Consider the following 25345-nt stretch of genomic DNA (forward strand, 5'->3'; position numbering starts at 1 on the left):
GGGTTCTATTCTGTTTACCTTTCCTTACTGAGTGTAACAGAAACATCATCCAGGATTCCCGGAATCGGCGATCCCGGCTTATGGACTGTGGTCGTCACCTTGTAAACTTTGGGAAATGTAGACAGGACATCGTCATTGATAATACCTGCCAGTTTCTCAAGCAGTTTGAAGGGCCCCCCTTCTGCGCGTCTTTTCACAAGCTCATAAACTGCCACATAATTGACCGAATCTTCAAGATTGTCACTTTCTCCCACTTTCGAAAGATCCAGTTCCATTTCCATATCTATATAAAACCGCTGGCCCAGTTTCGTCTCTTCCGGTTCATCACCGTGATAGCCGAAGAAGGCCATTCCTGTCAGTCTGATACAATCCATAAAAAGCCTCCTGTTACTGATTTATGCTTCGAAGAGCATCCCATACTTTCAGAGCCCGGGCCGTCATTCGTACATTATGAACCCGGAAAATGGTACATCCCTTTTCCGCCCCAAAGAGATTAACTGCAGCTGTACCTTCATCCCGTTCTGCCGCCGGAAGGTCCAGGATGGAACCGATAAACCGTTTGCGGCTTACCCCCAAGAGCCAGGGACAGGGGAAAAAATGAACAAGTTCATCAAGCCGGGAAAGGACTACCATATTCTGTTCTGCAGTCTTCCCGAAGCCAATTCCCGGATCCAGAATGATATTTTCTTCCCTGACACCAGCTTTCAATGCGATTTCAATGGATTTCTCAAAGAAATGCTTCATACTTTCCAGGATATCTTCTTCATAATCATGATTTTCCCTGTTATGCATAAGGATAACGGGCACATCAAAAGATGCGGATACGGATGCCATACTGCCATCATCCTGCTGAAATCCCCAGATATCATTGACCATATGGGCCCCGGCGGAAAGCGCTTTTTCCATGGTTTCATAATGGTAGGAATCAATGGATACAGGGACACGGCTTTCTCTCAATACGGAGGGAAGAAAAATCATAAGCCTTTTTATTTCTTCTTCTGACGTAAGGGGGAGAGAGCCGGGACGGGTGGATTCCGCACCCACATCAATCATGGCAGCCCCTTCTTCTATCATGGCATGGGTGTGGGAAATGGCTTTTTCCGGACTGTTCCAGTTTCCTCCATCAGAGAAGGAATCGGGTGTCACATTGAGAATCCCCATCACCAGGGACTTGTCACCAAGGGAAAGTTTTTTCCCATCCTTCCACTGATAATTGCGAACCGGTCGTTTCATTTTCAAATCCCCTTTTCGGAATATTTTTAGAGTACTGCCCCATTATAACACGAACAGAAGCCTTAAGCCCTGCAAAGCCAACAAAAAAAGCGGTACTACACCGCTTTCTTGTGCACGACGATCATTGAGGAGTATGATCAGTCCGCAGCCGGATTGATAATCAGGGAAATAATCATCAATAGAGCCGGATGGATAAACCATCCCATGGCATTTCCTCCATGTATTTTTATTATACATGATTTTTATAAAAAATCCACTGAAAAGAGAAGAAATTTATAAAATTCTCTTTGTTCTTTATTTTTTCAATTATCTTATGGAAAACCGGCTAACTGCCCCATAAGTCATTCTCACATGCCCGTAATGAGTTTCTGGAGAAGGGGCACCATGCCGGCCGCTTTGTCCTGCGCCTCCTCCAGATCATGAAAAACAGCTTTCCAGTATATCAGGTATTTGGCATCTTCTGCGCCAAAGAGCCTTCTCATGCAGCTCCTGAAGCATTCATCGCCCCGTTCCTCATAATTATAGATCCTGCTGCAGCGAGCTTCCATCTTCATATAATTCTGTCTGATATCTACTGTATAGTCCATGGTTTTCTTCAATTCCACAAGGGACGAGCAGACGAGCCGGGAAAAAAGGCCGAATTCTTCCGGAGCTTCACCTACCTGGACCATATCCAACCGGGAAAGGATATCCTTAACCGTACCCACAATGGAATATCCCCGATCGATTATGCCTCTGACGAGGTCCAGTTCGCCGGGATTTTTATAAGTCTTATACATTTTCTCCGTCAGTCGGCCGTGACTGTCCCTGCAGATTCTTTTGATTTCAGATACCCTTTTATATCCTTCGGAGGGATCCATATGTCCTTCTGCCACTTCATTCAGGACCATGCCGGCTTCGCTGATAGATTTAACGAATTCCCGAAGGGCTTCAAAAAATTTATCTTCCTTACTCATGAATTTCTCCTTGGTTTCAATATCCTTATTTCATACTTTATTCATTTTAACATATTTAAATGAAAGGAACAGGCCTGTGGAAATATTTCACAAGAAAAAGCGCCCCGGAAGGAAGGCGCTTTCTCATAAGGTTCACTTTTTAGAGTTCAATGGTTTCACCCGGTTTTACAATAATGACATCGATACCCTTCGCGGCAGCCGCTTTTTTGAAATCCTCCGCATTCTGGGCTATAACCGGCCAGGTGTTGTAGTGAAGAGGAATCACGTGCTTTGCCTTGAGGAATTCTGCCGCCAGCAGCGCGTCTTCCGGTCCCATGGTGTAATTATCGCCAATGGGCATGATTGCGTAATCAATATCAAAAAGTTCTCCAAAGAGTTTCATATCCCCAAAGAGAGCCGTATCCCCGGAATAGTAAACGGTAGGACCTTCATTGAATTTGATGATGAATCCGCAGGGAATGCCGCCTGCTGCACCGCAGCTATGCCAGGCCTGGACCATTTTCACAGTTCCGAAATCCGCTTTGAACTGTCCCCCCAGGTTCATGGGCTGGAAATTGGATACGGAATCGGAGAAAAGGCTGATGACTTCCGGAATAGCGACTACCAGTGCCCCGGTGCGGAGCGCGATTTCATTGGCATCACCAAAGTGATCGCCATGAGCATGGGACAAAAGGATATATTCACATCTGACTTTATCTGCCTTCACTGCCGCCTGACTGTTTCCTGTGAGGAAGGGATCGAAAAGAAGTCTTTCATTCCCCGTATCGATTTTAAAGCATGCGTGTCCTAAAAATGTGTACTTCATCGTAATTCCTCCTTAAATCATATAATCCAGCCGGCAGCACCGGCATAACAGCTGAAATCACTTGTTTTTTCTGGCCATGATTTCTTTGACTACCCGCTGGGCCACATCAGCGATGGTTATTCCCCGTTTCATACTGGTCTGCTGCATGCGGCGGTATGCATCCTCTTCCGTAATATGATAATAATCCATAAGCAGGCCTTTAGCCCTGTCCACAATCTTACGGGCAGCCAGTTCCCGCTCCATATTTTTAACCCGGTCTACCATATCCCGTTTCAGGCGGTACTGACTGACCGCAATCTGAATGGCAGGAAACAATGTTTTTTCTTCCACCGGCTTCATGACATAACCAAATACCATAGATTTCTTTGCCTTTTCAATCATATCCTCATCGCCAAAAGCCGTCAGGAGTACAACCGGGGCCAAATTATCATGGGCAATCATTTTGGCAGCCTGGATACCGTCAAGGCGGGGCATTTTCACATCCAAAATGACTAAATCCGGATGTTTTTCCTTTACCAGATCCAGAGCCTCCACGCCATCTGATCCAACTCCTACCACCTCATGACCCGACTCTTCCAGCATTTCTTTCAAATCCATGGAACTCAATGATTCATCGTCTGCAATTACAATTCTATATCGTTCTGCCATTTTACCCCTCCATTAATGATATAGGACAGTAAATATCTGCCACCACGAATCCGCCTTCATTCTGTACGGAAAACTTCCCTTTAAGTTCGATCTCAGCCAGGTTCCTTACAATCTGAAGCCCCAGATTGAAGGTTCTGGTACTGAAATCTTCAGGCAGCGGATTTCCATCATTCCTGATATACACGTGAATCCAGGTCCCTTCGATTTTTGTTCCTACCGTAAGGCTGCCCTTTTCCTTATCCCGAAACCCATGATCAATAGCATTATGAATCAGTTCATTAGTCGCAATAGCTAAAGGAACCGCTTTCTCGGAATCCACAATGAGTCCCCGTCCTGTCTTTTCCCGGAGGATTGTCACCGGAATAAGAGCAAGACTGTCTACCGATAATTTTGTGATTTTATCCAGCAGTATATCCAGATCTATTTTATCACCACTCTGATTGGCAAGGATATCGTGAATCTGGGAAATGCCAAGAATCCTGCTTACCGCCCTTTTCAGGGCCTCTTTTGTATCTTCGTCCTTTGCTCTCCTTGCCTGCATTCGAAGCATTCCCGCAATCGTATTCAGACTATTCTTTACCCTGTGGTGAATTTCTTTTATAACGGAGTCCTTGACGAGAATCTGTCTTTCTTTTTCCCTGATAGCAGTCACATCTGTCAGAACCAGGACAGTCCTTGACACCCTGCCGCCGGAAATGATGGGGAGTCCCCATGCGGAGAGAGTCATATTTTCAGACACCTCATCGCCATAGGCCGGGCGTCCCGTTTTCATGACTTTTTCTACAAGAGGAAAATGGACAATGGTATGCCCTACAATTTCCCGCTTCTCTACCGCTTCCTTATCAAGAACAAAGTACAGGTCATCAGCCATATCATTGGCATAAATGATGCGTCCCATGGAATCCAGCACAATCATTCCATCCTGCGGGCGTATGCTGTAATAATCAGCTGTGCTGAAAGGTACCTGAAGAGCCAGATTGGCTGTATCCGTAAGTACCTGCTGCTGCCGAAGGGAATTTGACAGGAAGCAGACTGCAGCAAAAGGCTGACCGGCATTATCAACTACCGGATACGCAGTAGCCGCTACCTCCAGTCCCTGATCAAGCCTTTTACGGCCTACTACTTTTCTGCCAGTGGTAAATACATTTTCTATGAGTGCCAGTTCCCCTTCCATAAATGTATCCCCAGATCTGAAAAATGTAGATCCATGTGTATAGGAAGGCTTCACCGCTGTCAGTATGACAGAAATATCGTTATTTTTCCCTCTGGCGCATAAATAAACCTGGTTTCTGGAAACATCGCTGGCCAATTGAAGCGCCGCCTGCATATGATCCAGTATTTTTGCCTGTACGTCGGTCAAATTTGTCGTATCACGAACCAACGTATAAAGTTGGCTCATTTCCAATCCCCGTGTCTGCATAAAGAGCCTCCCATCCTCCCCGATTCTTCAGAGAATAATCAGAGACTGATCTGGTCTGCCAAAAATGGCAGACGTGGGTCAGCGTTCAGATTCATGGATGCATAATTGCCGGCAAGCGCCATATAATAGGCTCTGCAGCCAATCATGGCTCCATTGTCAGTGCAGAGCACCGGATCTGGCCGACACATGCGGATTTTCCGTTTATCACATTCCGCCTTCAGTGTTTTACGCAGACCGCTATTTGCTGCTACACCCCCTGCAAGAGCTATCGTCTTTAATCCTGTCAGATCACTGGCCTTCATTGCTTTTTCTACCAGCACTTCAACCACCGCCTTTTGGAAAGAGGCAGCGATATCATTATAATTCACTTCAATTTTTTTCATCTTCGCCGTATTAAGATAATTGATTACAGCTGATTTCAGCCCACTAAAAGAAAAATCAAAGTTGTGTTCCTTACCAAGTCCCATAGGAAAGGTTACGGCATCAGGATTTCCATCCTGTGCCAGCCGGTCGATATGGGGTCCGCCCGGATAGGGATACCCCATGACCCTTGCGATTTTATCAAATGCTTCTCCTGCCGCATCATCCCTGGTCTGTCCAAGCAGCTGGAAAGTATTGTAATCTTTTACGATGACAATCATGGTATGACCGCCGGAAACGACAAGAGACAAAAATGGAGGTTCCAGATCAGGATACTGGAGAAGATTCGCAAAGATATGGCCTTCCATATGATTGACCGCAATCAGAGGTTTATCTAGTGCCCAGGCTGCCGCTTTGGCTGCAGCTACGCCTACCAGAAGAGCTCCCACGAGTCCCGGTCCCTGGGTGACTGCAATGGCATCCATATCCTGCCAGGTGCAATGGGCTTCTTCCAAAGCTTCAATGGCTACGGGAAGCACATCTTCAATATGGTGACGGGATGCGATTTCCGGCACCACTCCGCCAAATTTCTTGTGAATCGGTACCTGTGTGGAAATCACATCAGAAAGGATTTTCCTCCCATCCTCGATGACCGCGCAGGATGTTTCATCACAACTCGATTCAAAGGATAATATTTTCATAATGACTCCTTATATTTCACGGGACATAATATAGCCGTCCTCTCTGGGAAGGTCATATACCCCTTTCCGCACCCCCAGGGAGCGGAAATTATATTTCTTATAGAGTGCCAGGGCCGAGCTGTTGCTGACCCGGACTTCCAGAAATATGGTTTTCATATTTCTGGCTTTGCATTCTTCCAGTCCTCTTTTCAGGATGGCCTCGGCATACCCCCGTTTCCTGCATTCCGGACGAACACCAATATTGACTAGCTGTCCTTCGTCCACCACGAACCAGAAGCAGCCATACCCCACGACCTCACCGTTCAGGTCAGCCACAAAATATTCACTGTGGTCCCCCTCCATGTCATGAGCAACGGTTTTCCTCCTCCAGGCATCTGGAAAACAGAGGGTGCCTATTTCATAAATGCTGTCCGTATCTTCGGCGGATGCCGGACGAATCAGGACTCCGGATGCCTTTTCTCCCATAATACTTCTGCCTCACTTCGACGAATATAGTTGGGAAGAATGCTCAAAGGATTATCTATCCTGCCGGATTTCAATTTCCCAAATCCTGCAAGAGCCACACTCCCTGCCCTGGAGAGACGGCTGTGAGGAGGGGCAGGCATTATGCCTGCCGCGAGCAGTTTGTCTTTATATTTATCGGCACATTCTCCCACGGCAATAAGCGGGCCACCATGTTTGACGGCTGCCGCAATGACTTCATCGATGGGCGCCACTTCTTCTTTTTCTTCCTGCCACATTTCATCAAATGCGCCATAGAGGGCTGCATACACATTTCCTCTCTGGGCATCCAGAAGAGGAAGGATAAATGCCCGGGCGCCGGCCATATTCCAGGCCAGGGCTTCCAGGGTATCCACTCCCATCAGGGGCACTTTCCATATATAGGAAGCCATTTTTGCAGTAGCAAGGCCGATCCGGAGCCCCGTAAATGACCCGGGACCGACAGATACAGCAATGGCTTCGATTTCACTTTTGGAAACACCCGCTTCCCTCATCATCGTATCCATATGGGGGATGAGCTGTTCGGAATGAGTCAATTTTCTCTGAACTGTCCATTCGGCGACCAGCCGGTCTTCCTCTGCCAGGGCACAGCTTAATACCAGTGATGATGTATCAATGGCAAGCAGCATATTCTTTAATCTCCTTTACAATATCTTCCGGAGCCTCTTCGCCCCAGTGAATCCGTATATTTCTTTCCCATTCTCCGGAAAGGGTGATTTCAATCTGTATACTTTCTTCAGGAATAAGGGATGGAAACATGTCCGCCCATTCCACCACCACGACGCCGCCCTGTCCGTATTCTTCCCAGCCGATATTCCAGAGATCATCTTCACTGTGAAGGCGGTAGAAATCAAAATGCTTGAGCGGAATGGGGCCATCATAATAATTCATGATGGTAAATGTGGGACTTCCTACGACTCCCTTTATACCCATGCCTTCCGCAAGGCCCTGGACAAAATGGGTCTTTCCTGCTCCCAGATCTCCCGTGAGGGCGATGAAAAGTCCATCTGCCGCATGACGTCCGAAGAAACGGCCCAGATCCATGGTCTCCTTTACGTTCCCGCTTTGAATCACCACTTCACTCATAAAGCCACCTCATCATTCCATCAAAATTTTCCTGTCCAATCCGGTAACCTTCTCCGTGAAGCTCACGAAGCTTTGCCGCATTCCGTTCCGTTCTGGATACGGTCACCGGTTTTTCAGGCCGGATGACGAAGACATCTCCTGATTTTTCCATTTCAAGGACCCGTTCCACTTTTTCATTGTATCTCGGCGGGATGGAGCACATCTCCTCCACCACGGAAGGGAACTCCTTGCCATATTTGAAATCAAGAAGGCCATGAAACCAGAAGGGAACCGGTTTCTTACGATACACAATATCCCTTGTGAGAACATAAACGATTTTGCCATGGGGAAAAGGGATTTCCTCCGGCATGGGCACCAGCGGCAGGCTGACGCCTCCGTCCACATAATGCTTATCACGCCATTTCACAGGCCTTGAAACCAGCGGAATGGAACAGCTGGCTTCACAGACTTTCATATATTCGTCCACATCCATGGAATGGCTGGAAATAAAGCAGGGTTCTCCATTTTCCGCATCAGTAATGACAGTATAAAGTGTCTCCTTTGCCCTGCTGAAAGTTTCATAATCAAAGGGCACCAGTTCATGGGCCAGATCGCCGAACATGAACTCCCAGTTAAAGAAGGACCCTCCTTTCAGCATATGAGAAAGTCCCATATACCGGGAATCAGAGCAGTAAGTTGTATTGACTTTCCTGTTCCTGCCCCGCTGTCTGGAGATATAGCAGAGCCCCTGAAGGCAGCCGGCCGATATACCGATGACTTTTGGAAAATAGAAATTCCTGTCCATGAACGCATCAAGGACACCGGAAGTAAAGATACCCCGCATGGCCCCTCCCTCGAGTACGAGGATGGGAGCCCGGTTGGAATCTTCATTTCTTTGAATCAGATGTATCATATTTCATTATAAGGAAAGCTTCCGGATACCCCGGAAGCCTCCCGGCACCTCCTTATTTTTTTGCAGAAGCGGCAGACTGGTTTTTCACCGCATTGATCTTGGCCTGAATCGCCTCCTGATCGCCCAGGTATCCCACATCATGAATGGTAAAGTCAGGATTGATATGGTAAACGAGGGGAATACCGGTAGGAATATTCATGCCGGCGATTTCACTGTCGGAAATATGTTCCAGGTGTTTTCTCAGGGCACGGATAGAATTGCCATGAGCCGCAATGAGGATTTTTTCGCCTTTTTCAATCTGCGGACGGATGACTTCTTCAAAATAGGGTGCCACACGGGCCACCGTATCTTTCAGGCATTCCGTAAGCGGCAGTTCCACTTCGTCTTTAAATTTCTGATAGGGAGCCTGGTTCACAGGATTTCTCGGATCCTCAGCAGAGAGTGCCGGAGGGCGGACATCGTAGGAACGCCTCCAGAGATGAACCTGTTTCTCCCCATATTTATCGGCTGTTTCCGTCTTGTTCAGTCCCTGAAGGGCCCCGTAATGGCGTTCATTCAGATGATAATCCTTAATCACCGGAATCCAGTTCAGGTCCATCACATCAAGAGCAGTATAGGCCGTATGGATTGCTCTTTTCAGTACGGATGTATAGCAGGAGTCAAAAGTCAGCCCTTCTTCCTTCATCAGGCGGCCTGCTTCCTTTGCTTCTTCAAAGCCCTTATCGGAGAGCTCGACATCCGTCCAGCCGCAGAAAAGGTTGAGTTTATTCCATTCGCTTTCACCATGTCTGATGACTACAAGTGTGTACATAGTTTCCTCCCATTATTTAACAAAATGATCATAACCATGAATTTCCAGAACTTTCCTTTTTTCATTGTTTTTCAAATAAACGCCCTGACCCCGGCCAGTAACCCTGCCAATGACGATGATTCCGTCTTTACTTTCTATTGTATCAAAAGATTCAGGGGAAATGGTACCCGTCAGTTCATAATCTTCTCCCCCGTTGAAAGCCCAGGAAAGAGGATCCATATGAGCTTCTGCTGCCAGCTTTCTCGCTTCTTTAGAAAGAGGAATAAGAGAAGGATTGATTTCTATTTCCACCTGCGATGCCGAAGCAATCTCATTTAATTCCCTTGAAAGGCCATCAGAAATATCATTTAAAGAATGGGCTCCCGCTTTCCGCAGAAGAATTCCTTTTTCAATCTGGGGCTCCGGACGTCGATGCCTTTTGACAAGAAAGGGCCAGTCTTTTCCCTTTCCATGAAGAATGGCATAAAGTCCTGCGGCAGAATCACCAATGGTTTCCGTCACGAAAACCAGGTCCCCTTCTTCGGCCCCGCTCCGGGGTACTGCTTTCCCTTCAGGAACGATCCCCAGCACAGTCCCGGTGAGAATGATTCCTCTCGGAGATCCTGTGACATCTCCGCCAAGAAGATTGACACGGTATTTTTTACAGCAGAGGCGGATGCCATCATACAGTTTTTCCACCCATTCAACAGGAAGTTCATCAGGAAGCGCAATGGAAAGGACAAATCCATGAACGTCAGCTCCCATGGCAGCCATATCACTGAAATTGGAAGCTGCCAGATGGTATCCCACATCTTCCGGTCCCATGGTATCTCTGGTGAAATGAATCCCTTCCACCATGGTATCCGTGGAAATGACTTCATCAAAGCCTTCCGGCAGGTGATAGACCGCCCCGTCATCGCCGACTCCCAGCCGAACCAGTTCCGGCCGGTAAATGAAATCGTGCGTAAGACGGCAGATGAGCCCGAATTCCCCTATATCCCCTATCCTGACTTCACTCATAAGGTCTCCTTATTTAAGGATTTCCACACCCTTTTCTTCCAGTTCTTTCAGTGCTTTCATATGGTCCGCTTCAGATACGTAACCCAGTCCAGATGCCAGAAGGGTTACTTTCCTTCCTGCTGAGAGAAGGGCAAGGACCGTTTCCTTCACGCAGTATTCGGATGCAATACCACCCACATAGACATGGGGTGAAGCGATATTTCCAAGAACTTCTCCTTTTTCACTGGTTCCATTAAAAGCAGAATATTGTTCCACTTTGTCATCTTTTCCTTTCAGAAAAAGATTTTTGGCGGAAGGCCGGTTGGAAGGTTCTTTGATTTCCTCTGCAAACGATTCATCCAGAGAGGCCCCTTTAGTACCCGCCACACAGTGGACAGGCCAGATGCCTCCATTTACTTTGAAAGAGCCATTAGTTTTACTGTGCCAGTCCGACGTATAGAGGCAGCGCACCTCATGGGTATTGATAAACTCGATGAGCCATGAAACCGCCTCATGGCTGTGTCCGCAGGCCAGTGAACCGTCAATGAAGTCATGCTGGCAGTCAACGATAATCAGATCATCCATGAAATATTCCTCCTGAAAACTATGGTTTTTATTTATTTTATCAGTTTTTACCATATATGTAAAAGACATTTCCCATAGAGCCCCGGCCTTAATGCTTTTATACTTTTATACTTTTATATTTAAATAAAATTTTCCTGTAACGAACCACCTTGCGCCAAATGGTCCTAACAGGTATACTATTGTAGTATGTTTTCATTAAAAGGAGATGGATGTTTTGAATTTTGCTGATGCAATTGTGGCCTTCCTGAATATAGGCCTTTTCGGTTCCCTGGTCAGCCGTTTTACCGGTGCCAACATGTCAATCCTCGTATTCTGTGCCCTTCTGTATACGGGTTGCGACCCCATAGAGGCGGTAGGCGTCATGCTGACTTACCTGGTATTTATGCGCCTCACGATTTATACGCAGAATGAAAAGCTGAATTTCAAGAAACTTCATTTCTTCAAAGGTTTTAGGATTTTCCTCCCGATTCTCCTCATTCTGCTCTGTGTCTTTGTATACCCGTTTGGAGCTCTGGCTATTTTCCTTCTTGTCTTCATGACAGAAGTCCTTTACAAACGGTGGGCAAATATGCCTGAAAATCAGCGGGCTTCTTCCGGAGAACTGACGAAATGGATCGTCATCGGTTCCATCCTTGCCACTATCGGCATGATTATCGTGAAATTCATTCCTTCCGGCCTTTACTATATCGTCGGCGGAATTCTTGGTCTTCTGGTGTGTGTTCTCTTCTGGTGGCTCGGCCAGAACCGCGATCGCCTCTCCGACTGCTGGGAAAAGATCGTCCTTCTTTCTTTCCTGCTTTCCGGGCTCTTTGGCTTCGATATGGGCGACTGGCTGGACGATATGCGCCGCAACGTGAATCGTACAAAGATTGCTTACAATTTCCCATTCATTTTCCTGCCGGTCTTCTTCGTTGCCTTTGTCATGGCCAACCTGCTCTTTGGAATCTTCTCCATTTCCGGCCTGATTATTACCTTCTTTGGGGCTATCGGCCTGCGTCTCTTCGGTTATTATGAAATGTCTCGCAAAGGCAAGGCCAATCTGCTTTCCCTGGGCATCACCATTCTGGCCGTCCTGCTGCTCCTCATTACTGCTCCGGAACCGACCGGTATTTCCAAAACCGTGGATGCTATCCTTCCTGTAGCCTCCTACGGATTCAAGGGCCTCCTCAATATGTTCTGATAACGAGACAATAAAAAGCTGTGGTCGAAAGATCACAGCTTTTTATTTTGGAAATATTATTTTTCAGATTCCGTCTTTTCGCCCGGTTTCCAGGGTTCCACATTTACTGTGCAGGAGGGACACACATTTTGGAGGAAACAGGTTTCACAGTCAGGACGCCTGGCATGGCACACTCTCCTTCCATGCCAGATGAGCCAGTGGTGGGCCGATGACCAGTCTTTCATGGGAATGGCCTTTTTCAATCCTTCCTCCACTTCATTCGGTGTCTTACCCACGGAAAGTTTCAGCCGGTTCGAAACGCGGAACACATGGGTATCCACCGCAATGGCCGGATACCCGAAAGCTACACTCCGCACTACATTGGCCGTTTTCCTCCCGACTCCGGGCAGTTTCACCAGCTCATCAAAATCTTCCGGCACTTCCCCATGATAGTTTTCCATAAGCATATGGCACATGCCGAGAAGATTCTTTGCCTTTGCTTTATAAAGTCCGCAGTCATGGATTTCCATTTCCAGCTGCTCCTGGGAAAGCTCTGCCATTTTGGCTGGCGTATCGAGCCTGGGGAAAATACGCTGCGTAATGATATTGACCCTTTTGTCCGTACACTGGGCGGAAAGCAACACAGCCACCAGTAGTGTAAATGGACTTGAGAAATGAAGCATGGTGCCATCATTTTTATAGACTTCCGACAGACGCCTGAGCTGCTCAGCCTTGATTTTTTTCGTTACCCTCATCATTCACCTGCCAGCATATACTCATGAGCTGCGAGAGCAGCCGCTGCCCCTTCTCCAGCCGCAATGATAATCTGTTTATTCCGACAGTCCGTCACATCGCCCGCCGCAAAAAGGCCGGGCACATTCGTGGCTCCTTCTTTATCAGTTATAATCTCACCCAGGCTGTTTCTTTTCACTTCTTCCGGGAGGAAGGAAATATTCGGAATTCCCCCAGCTTCCACAAAGACTCCATCCACTTTGATTTCATGGAGACTTCCATCTGCCTTATTTTGGGCAATCAGAGATGTTACTTTCTTTTCCCCCAGCACTTTTTCCGGTGTCCAGCCCATAAGGACTTCCACATTGTCCAGCGCCCTCATTCGGCGGACAAGGATTTCCTGAGCCCGGATCCGGCTTCTCACGAGAAGATAAACCTTCGGACAAATCTTTGAAAGCTCAATAGCCGCCTGAACAGCACTGTCTCCACCGCCTACGATGGCAACTGTCTTTTTTCTATAGAAAGGGGCATCACAGGTGGCGCAGTAGCTGACTCCCCGGCCGGTAAATTCCTTTTCTCCAGGAATTCCTAAAGTACGGCTGTGCTTTCCGGCTGTCACAATACAGGTCTTTCCGGTCATCTCTTTTCCATCGTCTAAAATGACTTTGAAATGACCATTTTCTTTGACCAGGGATTTGACACCGGAATAAATGATATCTACGGGATACTGACGCACGTGGGCTTCCATTTTGTCAGCCAGTTCAAAACCGGAAATGGAGGGAAACCCCAGGTAGTTCTCAATATCTTTCGTAAGCATCATCTGACCACCGATATCGGTGGTCACAATTTTAACGGTCAGTTCCTTTCGGGCTGCATAAAGGGCAGCATTGAGCCCCGCCGGGCCGGCCCCTATTATCAGAATATCTGTCATTCAATCAACCCCTTCATACATATCGATTATGCCTTATTATATCTAAAATTTTCGCTTCGTTCAAATCCCGTTTTTCTAAAATCATTCAACGGTTCAGGAACGATTTGCCAAGACCTTTATAACCCACAAATTCACGAAGCAGTGATTGATCAGGGACCACGGAAGCGTCCAGTTCGCGGAATGGCTGGAGGAAATAAAGAAGTCTCTTTGCCTCCCCATAAGCCGGACTATCAGGCTGAATGCTTTCCAGAAGAGGCTGGGCCAATTTTTTCAGTACAGGGATTTCATAGAGAAGGGCAGAATTAAAGACCACATTGGCCCTGTCCTGGAACTGGAATATATTTTTTTCTTCTCCCTGCCGCACATTATCCCATACCGTCAGTGTATGTTCAGGACCATTCCCGCGGAACTGGAAATCCCTCACCAGACGGCGCAGCAGACGACTGTCTGAAGTGGAGATACGGTTATGATCATTGATTGTAAGCTGGGTCAGGGCAGAAAGGTACACCCGAAGGCACTGATAGCCAGGGACGAAGTAGGTCAGTTCAGGATTCAGTGCATGAAGTCCTTCGACCAGGATAGGCTGGCCTTCTCCCAGGATCACCGTTTCCTCTCCCCATTCCTTTTTTCCTGTAATGAAATTGAAATGAGGCAGATGGACCGGCTTACCCTCCAGGAGAGAGGATACGGTTTCTTCAAAAAGGGAGAGATCCAGAGCCTCCAGGTTTTCCCAGTTTTCTCCTTTCATTTCGTCCCTGTTTCTGAAATAATCATCCAGGGACAGCATGACGGGCCGAACGCCATTTACCCAGAGCTGTACGATAAGTTTCTTCATGAATGTAGTCTTACCAGAAGATGAGGGCCCTGCTATACACACAAGGCGGATAGATGGTTTCTGGCCGCAGATGAGATCTGCCAATTCTGCCAGCTTCTTTTCCTGCAGCGCTTCTGCCGTGGCCACTAAATCATAAATAGAACCTTTATCAATGGATTTGTTAAGCTCCGCCAGATTATGGCAGCCAATAAGCTCGCTCCACCGCTGGGATTCCAGGAATACCCTGGCAAAAAGAGGATCATCCTTCTGGGGAGACAATGTCATTTCCCCGGGACCGGGCAGCTGAAGGAGAAATCCCGGTGCATAGGAATGAAGGCCGAAACACTGGACAAATCCCATATCCGGCAGCATGGGGCCAAAGAAATAATCAATGAACCGGCCGCACTGGTCAACATCCAGCTGTGAAACCTCCAGCTGCGACAGAAGTTCAGCATCCTCCATTCGCCCTTTCATACGGAGGAATGCAATGGCCCGGTTCTTTCCTACGATGAGCTTGGTGATATCCCTTTTCTCATTAACAATCGCCTTCATCCGTTCTGCCAGATGATTCAGTTCCTTCTGCAGCGGAATGTGACCATCCCTGAATTCGCAATAAATGGATTTCCCAAGGGAATGCTTGACTTTTACATCTCCATTTTCTCCATAGATTTCCTTGACCGCGCAGATGAGAAGCATGATAGCCGTCCGGCGGTAAGCCTGGTATGATTCGGGCGCCTTCAGGGGTATCCATTTTACTGTGCACTCTTTCTTAAAGGGTGTCTGGAAATCAATAATATCGCCATCACAGTCGGCCAGGACCGCTTCCCCGCTGTCCCGCCTTCCGCGAACGATATTCCAAAGATTCTGGGGAGTGGCTCCGTCAAAAAAATCAAAACTTCTTCCTTCACAGGTTATATGCATGGGGACCTCCTTGTCAGAATTCTCTCTTATTTAATTTTAACACAAAGAAGAAATAAAATTTCCCCTTCTCCGGTATTCACGAAAAAAAGCTGTGAAGCCATTAGCTTCACAGCTTTTAAAGACTTATTTATTTCACTACGATGTTTACGATTCTCTTTGGAACGACGATGACTTTTACAATCTTCTTTCCATCGGTGAATTTCTTCACTTCCGGAAGTTCCTGTGCTTTAGCGCCGATTTCTTCACGGCTCATGGAGACCGGAACAGAAATAGTTGCACGGACTTTTCCGTTTACCTGCACGCCCAGCTCCACTTCATCTACCACGAGAGCTTCTTTATCCACTTCCGGCCAGGAAGCTTCATGAACGCTCTTTTCCGCTTCATCCATGCCCTGCCACAGTTCTTCCGTCATATGAGGAACGAAAGGAGCCAGAAGGATAAGAAGGTTTCTCAGCAGTTCATGAGCAAGGTCTTTTTCTACCACTTTATGGCCTTCCACATAGTGGTACATTTCGTTAACCAGTTCCATGATGGAGGAAATTGCGGTATTGAAGGCAAACTTGCCGTCAAGATCTTCCGTGACTTTCTGGATTGTCTGGTGCAGCTTTCTTCTCAGCGCAAATTCTTCAGAAGAAAGCTTGCCCTTTTCTTCCTTGTCCATGTCCTGGAATTTTCCCACAATAGCCCAGACACGTTTCAGGAAACGATAAGACCCTTCCACGCCCTGGTCGGACCATTCCAGATCCTTCTCTGGCGGAGCCGCAAAGAGAATGAAGAGACGGGCCGTATCAGCACCATATTTCCCTACGATTTCCTCCGGGGAAACCACGTTGCCCACGGACTTACTCATCTTGCCGCCATCTTTCAGCACCATCCCCTGACAGAGAAGGTTGGTGAAAGGTTCCGGATAATTGACCATGCCTTCATCCTGAAGGACTTTCATGAAGAAGCGGGAATAGAGCAGATGGAGGATTGCATGTTCAATGCCTCCGATGTACTGATCTACAGGCATCCAGTAGTTGGCCTTGTTTTTATCGAATGGTTCGTTTTCATTATGGGGATCGCAGTAGCGGAGGAAGTACCAGGAAGAATCAATGAAAGTATCCATGGTATCCGTTTCACGAGTAGCATCAGCACCACACTGCGGGCATTTTACATGGAGGAAGGACTCGGATGTTTCCAGAGGAGACGTGGCACCGGCGACAAAATTGACGTCCGTCGGAAGGACTACAGGGAGATCTTTTTCCGGTACAAGCACATTACCGCAGTGAGGGCAGTGAATGATCGGAATCGGGCAGCCCCAGTAACGCTGGCGAGAAATAAGCCAGTCCCGGAGACGATAGTTGACTTTACCCTGACCAATACCCATGTCTTCAAATTTCTTCGTAATGGCTTTGCGGCCTTCTTCAGAAGTAAGGCCGTCAAATTCGCCGGAATTTACAAGGTATCCATCAGCATCATAGGCCTTTTCCATGTCTTCCAGTTTCAGACTGTGCGCCTTATTCTGGACTACCAGTTTCATAGGCAGGCTGTATTTCTTTGCAAAGTCAAAATCGCGCTGGTCATGGGTTGGAACTGCCATAACAGCACCGGTACCATATTCATAGAGGACATAGTTTGCAATCCAGATCGGCACTTTTTCACCGGTAAGCGGATGAATCGCATAACTGCCGGTAAACATACCAAGTTTCGGCGCATCTTCAGCGGTACGGACGATATCATTCTGGTTTCTCATCTCTTCGATAAAAGATTCCAGTTTAGCCTTTTCCGGATTATTTGCAATGAGTTTTGGAACCAGCGGATGCTCCGGAGCCAGTACCATGTAAGTCACGCCATAAACGGTATCCACACGGGTAGTATAAACAGGGATGTCTGCATCCATTCCTTCTACCTTGAAGGAGAACTGAGTACCGGTAGAACGGCCGATCCAGTTTCTCTGCATGATTTTAACTCTTTCCGGCCAGCCCGGCATGTGGTCCAGATCTGCCAGCAGACGATCAGCATAATCAGTAATCTTGAGGAACCACTGGGAAAGATCCTTCTTAACTACCGGATTTTTGCAGCGCCAGCAGCGCCCTTCTTCTACCTGTTCATTAGCAAGAACAGTATGGCAGGTATTGCACCAGTTAACCTTAGCTTCCTTTTTGTAAGCCAGACCACGTTTGTAGAAAATTTCGAAGAGTTTCTGGGTATGCTTGTAATAATCTTCCCGGCAGGTCAGGACTTTGCGGTCCCAATCATAAGACAGCCCCAGTTCCTTCTGCTGACGAGTCATATTATCAATATTGGAATAAGTCCATTCAGCCGGCGGAGTACCATGTTTAATAGCCGCATTTTCAGCCGGCATGCCAAAGGCATCAAAGCCCATGGGGTGAATGACATTGAAACCCTGCATCTTTTTGAAACGGGCTACTACATCACCAATAGAATAGTTTCTGACATGGCCCATATGAAGATTACCGGAAGGATAAGGAAACATTTCCAGTACATAGTATTTCTTCTTGTTCAGGTCAGAATGAGTCTCAAATGCTTTGGTATCCTCCCAGATTTTCTGCCACTTTTTTTCAATCTGCTGAGGAACATACTTTTCTCGCATAATTTCACCTTCCAAAACCAAAGATATATGTTAAACATTATCTTTATATAATAGTTGCTCTTTATTATATAGCCCGATGGGATTGTAGTCAAATGTTCCCATAACGATCTATCCGAATATAGCCCAAGATATAAAAGTCACCCCACAAAGGAATCCTTTATGAGGTGACTTTTATTCATTTATTTAGTATGCATTACACAATCTTTTCGCCATGATAAAGCTCGCCTTCGATATCAGGATGTACTCCATAACCGATGGCCCACTCGCATTTATATTTGAGAGCCTGTGCATGAATATTCTTCATACGGTCTATTGTCTTTATCACTTTTGCCGGGACGCCGGCAACAAGAGAATTCGGAGGAACCTTGGTACCGCCAAGAACCAGGGCACCAGCTGCCACGATGGAGCCTCTGCCGATGACCGCTCCATCCATAACGGTAGCATGCATACCGATGAGGACATGATCTTCAATAGTGCAGGCATGGACTACAGCACTATGTCCGATAGTTACATAATCACCGATGATACAGGGATGATTATCTGCCACATGAAGGCAGCAGAGATCCTGCACATTGGAACATTCGCCTACAGAAATATAATTCACATCACCTCTGGCAACAACGCCCGGCCAGATGCTGGAATATTTTCCGATCCTGACATCACCTGAAAGGAATGTATGAGGCGCAACAAATGCGTTTTCATCGATTTGTGGAGTTTTTCCATTGAATTCAACAGTTTTTAAAGTATACATTTCATCCTCCTGAACTCATATAATAATCATAGACAAACTTACGTGTTTATTATACTATATATCCTTTGGATTTTCTATGATTTTTTTAGATTAAAAGCTCTTTATAGAACAAAAACGTATAAGAAATAATACAATAAAAATTTATTTTTCCACTTTTGACGTATTCTCTTTTAACTGCGGAAAATCCAGAGTGGCAAAGAGATTATAAAGAGTTTCATTTCTCCGTATCTGCTGAATTGAACCATCTTCATGAACCAGGATTTCCTGATGGCGGAGCCGGCCATTGTAGTTATATCCCATGCTGTGACCATGGGCACCAGTATCATGAATTATAATAAGGTCGCCGGTCCTGATTTCGGGCAGTTCTCTCTGGATAGCAAATTTGTCACAATTTTCGCAAAGAGAACCCGTCACATCATACACATGATCCTTCGGCGCATCAGCTTTACCAAGAACTGTAATATGATGGTAAGCACCATACATGCCCGGGCGCATAAGGTCTGCCATGCAGGCATCCACACCGATATAATCCCGATAAATATGCTTATAATGAATGGCCTTCGTTACAAGGAATCCGTAAGGACCGGTAATGGCGCGTCCGCATTCAAAGCAGATTCTTGTATGGTCAAATCCCTTCATCTTTTCTTCATAAAGCTTTCTGGCCCCTTCACCAAGACCTTCCAGATCCACTGCCGTTTGCTCAGGACGGTAGGGAATACCAATGCCGCCGCCAAAATCAATGAAGCTTACGGTGACGCCTTTTTTATCACGAATATCATTGGCCAGATCAAACATCATGGAAATAGTACCCAGAAGCCCCGGGAGTTCCAGTTCCGCGGAAATGATCATGGTATGAATGCCTATGTAGGAAATTCCTTTATTCTTCGCCCAGTCCACGCATTTCATAAGTTGGTCATAGGTCATTCCGTACTTTGCTTCTTCCGGTGTACCGATAATCGCATTGCCTCTTGCCAGTTCCGGTCCCGGATTGTAACGGAAACAGATTTTATTTGGAACGATATGAAGTCTTTCCAGATCGTCCAAATTGGAAATGTCATCAAGATTGATGATGGCTCCCAGCTCATTGGCTTTCAGAAATTCTTCATCCGGCGTATCATTGGAAGAAAATACAATATCATCAGCTTTAAGTCCTACGGTCTCAGAAAGCACCAGTTCTGCCATGGAGGAACAGTCAGCACCTACATTAAGAGTTTTCAGACTTTTCATCAGCCAGGGATTCGGAGTCGCTTTGACTGCGAAATATTCATGGAAATCAGGACTCCAGGAAAAAGCTTTCTGGAGTCGTTTTACGTTGTCCAGAATACCCTTTTCATCATAAATATGAAAAGGCGTACCATACTTTGCGGCAATATCCTGAATCAGTTTATCAGAAAACGGAATGGTTTTTTTGTTCATGGAGAAGCCCCTCTTTCTGAAAGGATTACTTTCAATAGTTGATTCATTATAACATACGCACTAAAGGCTGACTATATGAGCTTATCAAAAAATTTTATCGGAAATTCTTTCACAAAAACGCTGTGGAGCACTACCCCACAGCGTTTTTAACAGAAATAAATAACAGATGATTATTTCTTGTTTGCATTGGCCACAGCTTTCTTGCTGTATTCCTCCGTCCATTTCTTGAAATTTCCGTTATCCGTATTTTCCTTGATGACTGCATTAATTACGGCTACTACATCTTCGTTACCCTTCTGAATAGCTGCAGCGGAATTCTTGACGGCATTCGGGAATTTGATTTCAGAGAACATAAGATCGTCATTAAAAATGACATACTGCTCGCCAACGATGCCTTCCACCACAAGGCCATCTACCTTGCCCTGTTTCAGTTCCAGTACCACCTCCGGTACATGAGCCAGTCCTACAATCTTTGCATCTTTAATCTTTTCCTTTGCCAGTGCTTCCTGCGTAGTGGATTTCTGTACGCCGATAGTCTTGCCGTAGAGATCTTCTACTTTTTTATATTTATCTGCATCTGCCTTTCTGATGATAACCTTCTGTTCCGTCGGAAGATAATTATCCGAGAAATCCATGGATTTTCTGCGTTCATCCGTTGGATTAATACCAGCGATAGCCACATCCACTTTGCCACCGGTCAGAGATGATAAAAGAGCCTGGAAATTCATATCCTGTACTTCCAGTTTGACCCCCAGCTTATCAGCCACCTTCTGCGCCAGTTCCATATCGATACCAATGACTTTCTTATCGCCCTGAGAAGTATCTACAAATTCATAAGGCGGATAGCCAGAAGCTGTACCTACAACAATTTTTCCGTTCTTCTTAATTTTCTGCATAAGAGCGCTTTCCTTCTGTGATGGCTGAGAAGAAGATTTAGCGCTCTGACTTCCTCCTCCGCACCCTGCCATAGTCAATGCAGCCGCAGCTGCCATACCGATTGCCAGAAATTTTAATGCCTTTCTACTTTTAATCATCATATTGCACCTCTTCACTAATATATGCCAGGATTTTTATTCCTTGAATCGATTGCATAAATATTAGCATATTTATACATATATGTCAATATTTATTCATTACTTTTGGAAAATATATTAATGATTTCCTGAAAACCTGATTTATCTCTTACAATGAAAAAGATGCTCATAAGAGCATCTTTTTTATTAAATAGCTGAAATTTTCCTTATTTCTTTGCCTTTTCTACAGCAATACGACTGTATTCATCTACCCATTTTTCGAACTGGCCTGATTCTGTGTCCTTTTTGATAATCTCATTGATGATTTTCACAAGATCATCATTCCCCTGTTTCAAAGCTACCGCAGAGATTTTCTTTGCATCTTTAAACTGGACATCTGCGAGAGCCAGATCATCATTGAAAATGAGATATTGTTTAGCAACAACTCCTTCGAGAACTATGCCATCCAGTTTCTCATTTTTCAACTGAAGTATAGCATCCGGCACACTGGAAAGTCCGAGAGCTTTTGCCCCTTCCACTTTCTGGGCTGTCGCTTCCTGTGTGGTAGATTTTTCTGCGCCAATGGTCTTCCCTTTAAGGTCTGCCATAGATTTATAAACATGCTGGTTTTTTTTGAGAACCAGTAATTTCTGTTCCGTAGGCAAGTATCGATCTGAGAACGCCATAACTTTTTCTCTTTCAGGGGTAGGAGATACCCCGCCTACGGCAATATCCACCTTGCCGGTAGTTACGGAAGACAAGAGAGCTGAGAAGCCCATATCCTGTACTTCCATCTTCACGCCCAGTTTATCAGCAATCTGTTTGCTCATTTCCATATCCAGACCGATAACGCTCTTGTCCGGAGATTCGGAATCTACAAAAACATAAGGTGGATAACCGGAGGATGTACCTACTATAAGCTTGCCACGTTTTTTGATGGTTTCCATAAGACTGCCTTGAGCAGTTGATTTCGCAGCATCACTTTTTGCAGGAGCAGAAGAGCTGCCGCAGCCAGAAGCAGTCAAAGCGCCAATGAGAGCTGCACCAAATAGTAGAATTTTTAAAGATTTTTTCATATGATAACCTCCCCTGGGTAAAATCATTGGTATTTCTGCCCATACCATAGCAATACCCAATACGACCATCTGTTATTTTCTTTGCCAGCACATTCACAGTTTTCAAATATCAATTCTGTTATCTATAAATATACGCTTTTATAAATTAAAATGCAACATATGTAATTTTACCGCACAAAAAAAGATGAAACCGGAATTTCATCTTTTTAATACATTATCTTTTTTCATTCCTGTTCTTTTCATAAAGTACGAGAAGGCCCTTTAAAGTAAGCATAGGATCTACCACATCAATAGTGCGAGAGGACTTGGCAATCAGGGTAGCCAGCCCACCCGTGGCGATGACTTTTACATTTGGTTCATTCAGTTCTTCTTTAATCCGACTTACGATTTCATCAATCTGCCCAACAAATCCGTAGTAAATTCCGGCCTGCATAGCAGAGACCGTATTACGGCAGATGATTTTCGGAGTCTTCACCAGTTCGATACGGGGCAGCTTGGACGCACGCTGGAAAAGGGCTTCCATGGAAATACCGATACCCGGTGCCACGGCACCACCCAGATAATTCCCTTTCGCATCAATAGCGCAGAATGTGGTAGCCGTACCCATATCGATGATGATCAGGGGACAGTCATATTCAGCAACTGCCGCAACGGCATTGACGATGCGGTCAGCTCCCAGTTCCTTGGGATTATCATAAAGGATATTCAGTCCAGTCTTGATCCCGGGGCCAACCATTATCGGCTTCACATGGAAATAACGCTGGCACATGGTTTCCAAAATCGGGATAATTGGAGGAACGACGGTAGAAATAATAGCGTCTTCCACGTCCTTGAAGCTGAGACCATTCAATGTAAACAGGGTCCCAAGAAGAGCTGCATAGCCGTCAGCAGTCTGCAGTGTATCGGTAGCCACACGCCAGTGCCTGATCAGTTTCCTGTCTTTGTACACGCCGCAAACAATATTTGTATTTCCTACATCAAAAGCAAGAAGCATCTAAATTTCCTCCAACATAATGACTGAAAGTCGAGGGTGAATTACATCAAAAGTATAATGCTACAAAGTTGGCATTCTGTCAAGGGAAATCATGACAGATTCCTAAAGTTATTTCAAATATATATACAACGCCAAAATTTTATAGTCTAAAAGTTATATTTCCACGCAAAAAGCAGCAACAGATCTCCTGCAGCTGCTTTCGGATTAATGTTCCGTGGATGGATAGAAGCCGGCCTGATTGAGGGATTGACGGATTCTTGTACCGCTGATGACACCCAACACCACTTTGATGAGATCAAAAGCAACAAATGGGAATACGGTAAGAGTGAGAGCTGTCCATAGGGACATATCCTTTCCCAGACCGAAATGGAAATAAGTCACAAACCATATAAGCCCCAGGGCATAGCAGCAGATAAGTCCCAGCACGGCAGAAGAAACCTGACGAAGGAAATGTCCTTTTTCAGCCAGACGGAAACCGGAAATCCAGGCCATAATGACAAATCCCACATAGTAGCCGCCTACAGGAGAGAAGAAAATGCCGGCTCCCGCTTTACCCATCGTAAGGATCGGGATGCCCATAAGCCCAAGAATGAGCCAGACACCTATGGAAATAGCTCCCCATTTTCGTCCCAGCACACCGCCGGCCAATGCGCATACAAAGCTCTGCAGCGTAATGGGTACCGGTCCGATGGGAAATATGAATTGCGAAAGAATCGCCATAATACCAGCAAAAATAGCTGCACTGATGATATTGTGCAATTTTTCTTTTTCCATAGGAAATCTCTTCTCCTTTCAAATGGCCGTCCGTGGTTCAGACATGAAGAGTGAAATGCCCGGAACGGTTATTGCTTATTTCTCCCGAAGTTATCTTTTCGGTAGCGGTGCGTTTGCCGGACGGATAGAAACATCTCCGGCAAGGACACGGTTGATACCTTTTCCTGTATCTACCAGGAGGCATCCGTCTTTATCAATATCGATAGCTTTACCTGTATAACTTTCATTACCCATGATGACCCGGACTTCCTGTCCAATGGTAACGGAAAGGGTCTTCCAGTCTTCCAGCACCTTACCAAATCCCGCATTCTGTGCAATAGCATATTCCTTTTCCAGTTCGTACAGAATGGCCGCGAGCAGGTCTTTTCTGGAAACGTCAATTCCCTCATTCAGGAAGGAGGTTGCACCTTCGCGGAAATCTTCGGGGAATTCATTTTTCTTCATCCCCGTATTAATACCGATTCCCATGACAATGTAATCTATTTTTTCCATAGAGGCAGACATTTCCGTGAGGATACCTACCAGTTTCTTTCCATGGAAAAGGATATCATTCGGCCATTTAATACCGGCGTCCGTAAGTCCAAGCCGACGGATTCCCTTGCATACGCCTATAGCGGCAAGGAGAGTACACTTGGCAGCTTCCATGGGGAAGAACTTCGGCCGAAGGATCAGGGAGAACCAGATGCCCTTGGCGAAAGGACTGTAGAATCCGCGGGTCAGCCGGCCATGTCCCGTAGTCTGTTCTTCAGCTACTACGATGGTCCCCTCTTCTGCTCCTTCCCTGGCAATCTTCTTGGCTTCCTCATTGGTGGACTGGGTGGATTCCATGTACACCACATGACGGCCAAAAGTATCCGTGTGAAGAGCTCCTTCGATTTCAAGCGGTGTCAGAAGGTTTGGCGCATAAATAAGCCTGTATCCTTTCCTGGTGCTGGATTCGAAAATATAGCCCCGTTCCTTCAATATATTGATATGTTTCCAGATAGCCGTCCGGGATACATGCAGGTCTTTCGAAATCTGCTGCCCGGAGACGAATTCTCCGTTTGCTTTCCTGAAATAATCCAGGATTTCGTTTCGCATAAAGAGCCTCCTAAATGAATAATGACGGAATTGTGCAATCCTTTTGATACTGTATTTAATTATAAACAGTTGTAAACCATTGGTCAACTTGAATTATAAATTTGCTTGACAT

At 46.0% G+C, this 25345-nt stretch carries 26 protein-coding genes; 1 reads left to right on the top strand and 25 read right to left on the bottom strand.

Going from position 1 to position 25345, the window contains the following annotated elements:
- Positions 1-14: 14 nt before the first annotated feature.
- The 14 genes from folB to QZN42_RS02195 all read right to left on the bottom strand — a co-directional run bounded on the left by folB (position 15) and on the right by QZN42_RS02195 (position 10976).
- Entirely contained in the window at positions 15-374 is a 360-nt protein-coding gene (gene folB, locus QZN42_RS02130; protein WP_296954080.1) for a dihydroneopterin aldolase, read from the bottom strand.
- Between the two features lie 13 nt (positions 375-387).
- A complete protein-coding gene (gene folP, locus QZN42_RS02135) occupies positions 388-1233 on the bottom strand; it encodes a dihydropteroate synthase (RefSeq protein ID WP_296954081.1) in 846 nt (281 codons plus the stop codon).
- Between the two features lie 347 nt (positions 1234-1580).
- Complete coding sequence (locus QZN42_RS02140) at positions 1581-2189, bottom strand: DUF47 domain-containing protein (protein ID WP_296954082.1); 609 nt, start codon at positions 2187-2189, stop codon at positions 1581-1583.
- Between the two features lie 139 nt (positions 2190-2328).
- On the bottom strand, positions 2329-2994 hold the full coding sequence (locus QZN42_RS02145) for a metal-dependent hydrolase (RefSeq protein WP_296954083.1): 666 nt from the start codon (positions 2992-2994) through the stop codon (positions 2329-2331).
- A 57-nt stretch (positions 2995-3051) separates the two neighbouring features.
- Positions 3052-3642 (bottom strand): ANTAR domain-containing response regulator, encoded by a 591-nt coding sequence (locus tag QZN42_RS02150; protein ID WP_296954084.1) that lies wholly within the window; start codon positions 3640-3642, stop codon positions 3052-3054.
- A 1-nt stretch (position 3643) separates the two neighbouring features.
- The gene (locus tag QZN42_RS02155) at positions 3644-5062 is read right to left on the bottom strand and encodes a sensor histidine kinase (protein ID WP_296954085.1); all 1419 of its coding nucleotides are present in this window, start codon (positions 5060-5062) and stop codon (positions 3644-3646) included.
- Positions 5063-5100: 38 nt separating this feature from the next.
- Positions 5101-6123, bottom strand: a complete 1023-nt coding sequence (tsaD, locus tag QZN42_RS02160) for a tRNA (adenosine(37)-N6)-threonylcarbamoyltransferase complex transferase subunit TsaD (RefSeq protein ID WP_296954086.1) — start codon at positions 6121-6123, stop codon at positions 5101-5103.
- A 9-nt stretch (positions 6124-6132) separates the two neighbouring features.
- Entirely contained in the window at positions 6133-6588 is a 456-nt protein-coding gene (gene rimI, locus QZN42_RS02165) for a ribosomal protein S18-alanine N-acetyltransferase (RefSeq protein WP_296954087.1), read from the bottom strand.
- The gene (gene tsaB / locus QZN42_RS02170) at positions 6561-7253 is read right to left on the bottom strand and encodes a tRNA (adenosine(37)-N6)-threonylcarbamoyltransferase complex dimerization subunit type 1 TsaB (RefSeq protein ID WP_296954088.1); all 693 of its coding nucleotides are present in this window, start codon (positions 7251-7253) and stop codon (positions 6561-6563) included. Before tsaB ends, rimI begins: the two co-directional genes overlap by 28 nt.
- Positions 7237-7710, bottom strand: a complete 474-nt coding sequence (tsaE, locus tag QZN42_RS02175) for a tRNA (adenosine(37)-N6)-threonylcarbamoyltransferase complex ATPase subunit type 1 TsaE (protein WP_296954089.1) — start codon at positions 7708-7710, stop codon at positions 7237-7239. Before tsaE ends, tsaB begins: the two co-directional genes overlap by 17 nt.
- Positions 7703-8602 (bottom strand): patatin family protein, encoded by a 900-nt coding sequence (locus QZN42_RS02180; RefSeq protein WP_296954090.1) that lies wholly within the window; start codon positions 8600-8602, stop codon positions 7703-7705. Before QZN42_RS02180 ends, tsaE begins: the two co-directional genes overlap by 8 nt.
- A gap of 52 nt (positions 8603-8654) precedes the next feature.
- The gene (gpmA, locus tag QZN42_RS02185; RefSeq protein ID WP_296954091.1) at positions 8655-9413 is read right to left on the bottom strand and encodes a 2,3-diphosphoglycerate-dependent phosphoglycerate mutase; all 759 of its coding nucleotides are present in this window, start codon (positions 9411-9413) and stop codon (positions 8655-8657) included.
- 12 nt (positions 9414-9425) lie between these two features.
- Positions 9426-10412: a thiamine-phosphate kinase gene (thiL, locus tag QZN42_RS02190; RefSeq protein WP_296954092.1), complete on the bottom strand. Its 987-nt coding sequence runs from the start codon at positions 10410-10412 to the stop codon at positions 9426-9428.
- 9 nt (positions 10413-10421) lie between these two features.
- Positions 10422-10976: an isochorismatase family protein gene (locus tag QZN42_RS02195; RefSeq protein ID WP_296954093.1), complete on the bottom strand. Its 555-nt coding sequence runs from the start codon at positions 10974-10976 to the stop codon at positions 10422-10424.
- Between the two features lie 205 nt (positions 10977-11181).
- Between QZN42_RS02195 and QZN42_RS02200 the strand changes: the two genes are divergently transcribed.
- Complete coding sequence (locus QZN42_RS02200) at positions 11182-12156, top strand: hypothetical protein (protein ID WP_296954094.1); 975 nt, start codon at positions 11182-11184, stop codon at positions 12154-12156.
- Between the two features lie 56 nt (positions 12157-12212).
- Here QZN42_RS02200 and nth read toward each other — a convergent pair whose 3' ends face one another.
- The 11 genes from nth to QZN42_RS02255 all read right to left on the bottom strand — a co-directional run bounded on the left by nth (position 12213) and on the right by QZN42_RS02255 (position 25233).
- Entirely contained in the window at positions 12213-12890 is a 678-nt protein-coding gene (nth, locus tag QZN42_RS02205; RefSeq protein ID WP_296954172.1) for an endonuclease III, read from the bottom strand.
- Positions 12890-13798 (bottom strand): NAD(P)/FAD-dependent oxidoreductase, encoded by a 909-nt coding sequence (locus QZN42_RS02210; protein ID WP_296954095.1) that lies wholly within the window; start codon positions 13796-13798, stop codon positions 12890-12892. Before QZN42_RS02210 ends, nth begins: the two co-directional genes overlap by 1 nt.
- Before the next feature lie 85 nt (positions 13799-13883).
- Positions 13884-15533: a nucleoside kinase gene (locus tag QZN42_RS02215; protein WP_296954096.1), complete on the bottom strand. Its 1650-nt coding sequence runs from the start codon at positions 15531-15533 to the stop codon at positions 13884-13886.
- Between the two features lie 127 nt (positions 15534-15660).
- Entirely contained in the window at positions 15661-18129 is a 2469-nt protein-coding gene (leuS, locus tag QZN42_RS02220) for a leucine--tRNA ligase (protein ID WP_296954097.1), read from the bottom strand.
- 193 nt (positions 18130-18322) lie between these two features.
- Positions 18323-18880, bottom strand: coding sequence for a gamma carbonic anhydrase family protein (locus tag QZN42_RS02225; protein WP_296954098.1), 558 nt, complete (start codon positions 18878-18880; stop codon positions 18323-18325).
- Positions 18881-19021: 141 nt separating this feature from the next.
- Positions 19022-20296: a diaminopimelate decarboxylase gene (locus QZN42_RS02230; RefSeq protein ID WP_296954099.1), complete on the bottom strand. Its 1275-nt coding sequence runs from the start codon at positions 20294-20296 to the stop codon at positions 19022-19024.
- A 170-nt stretch (positions 20297-20466) separates the two neighbouring features.
- Positions 20467-21333, bottom strand: coding sequence for a transporter substrate-binding domain-containing protein (locus QZN42_RS02235; RefSeq protein ID WP_296954100.1), 867 nt, complete (start codon positions 21331-21333; stop codon positions 20467-20469).
- A gap of 203 nt (positions 21334-21536) precedes the next feature.
- Complete coding sequence (locus QZN42_RS02240) at positions 21537-22385, bottom strand: transporter substrate-binding domain-containing protein (protein ID WP_296954101.1); 849 nt, start codon at positions 22383-22385, stop codon at positions 21537-21539.
- A gap of 214 nt (positions 22386-22599) precedes the next feature.
- Positions 22600-23379, bottom strand: coding sequence for a type III pantothenate kinase (locus QZN42_RS02245; protein ID WP_296954102.1), 780 nt, complete (start codon positions 23377-23379; stop codon positions 22600-22602).
- Between the two features lie 204 nt (positions 23380-23583).
- The gene (locus tag QZN42_RS02250) at positions 23584-24153 is read right to left on the bottom strand and encodes a biotin transporter BioY (RefSeq protein WP_296954103.1); all 570 of its coding nucleotides are present in this window, start codon (positions 24151-24153) and stop codon (positions 23584-23586) included.
- 90 nt (positions 24154-24243) lie between these two features.
- Positions 24244-25233, bottom strand: coding sequence for a biotin--[acetyl-CoA-carboxylase] ligase (locus tag QZN42_RS02255; RefSeq protein WP_296954104.1), 990 nt, complete (start codon positions 25231-25233; stop codon positions 24244-24246).
- Positions 25234-25345 lie beyond the last annotated feature (112 nt).

This window comes from uncultured Dialister sp., assembly GCA_900314595.1.
Classification (GTDB): domain Bacteria; phylum Bacillota; class Negativicutes; order Veillonellales; family Dialisteraceae; genus Dialister.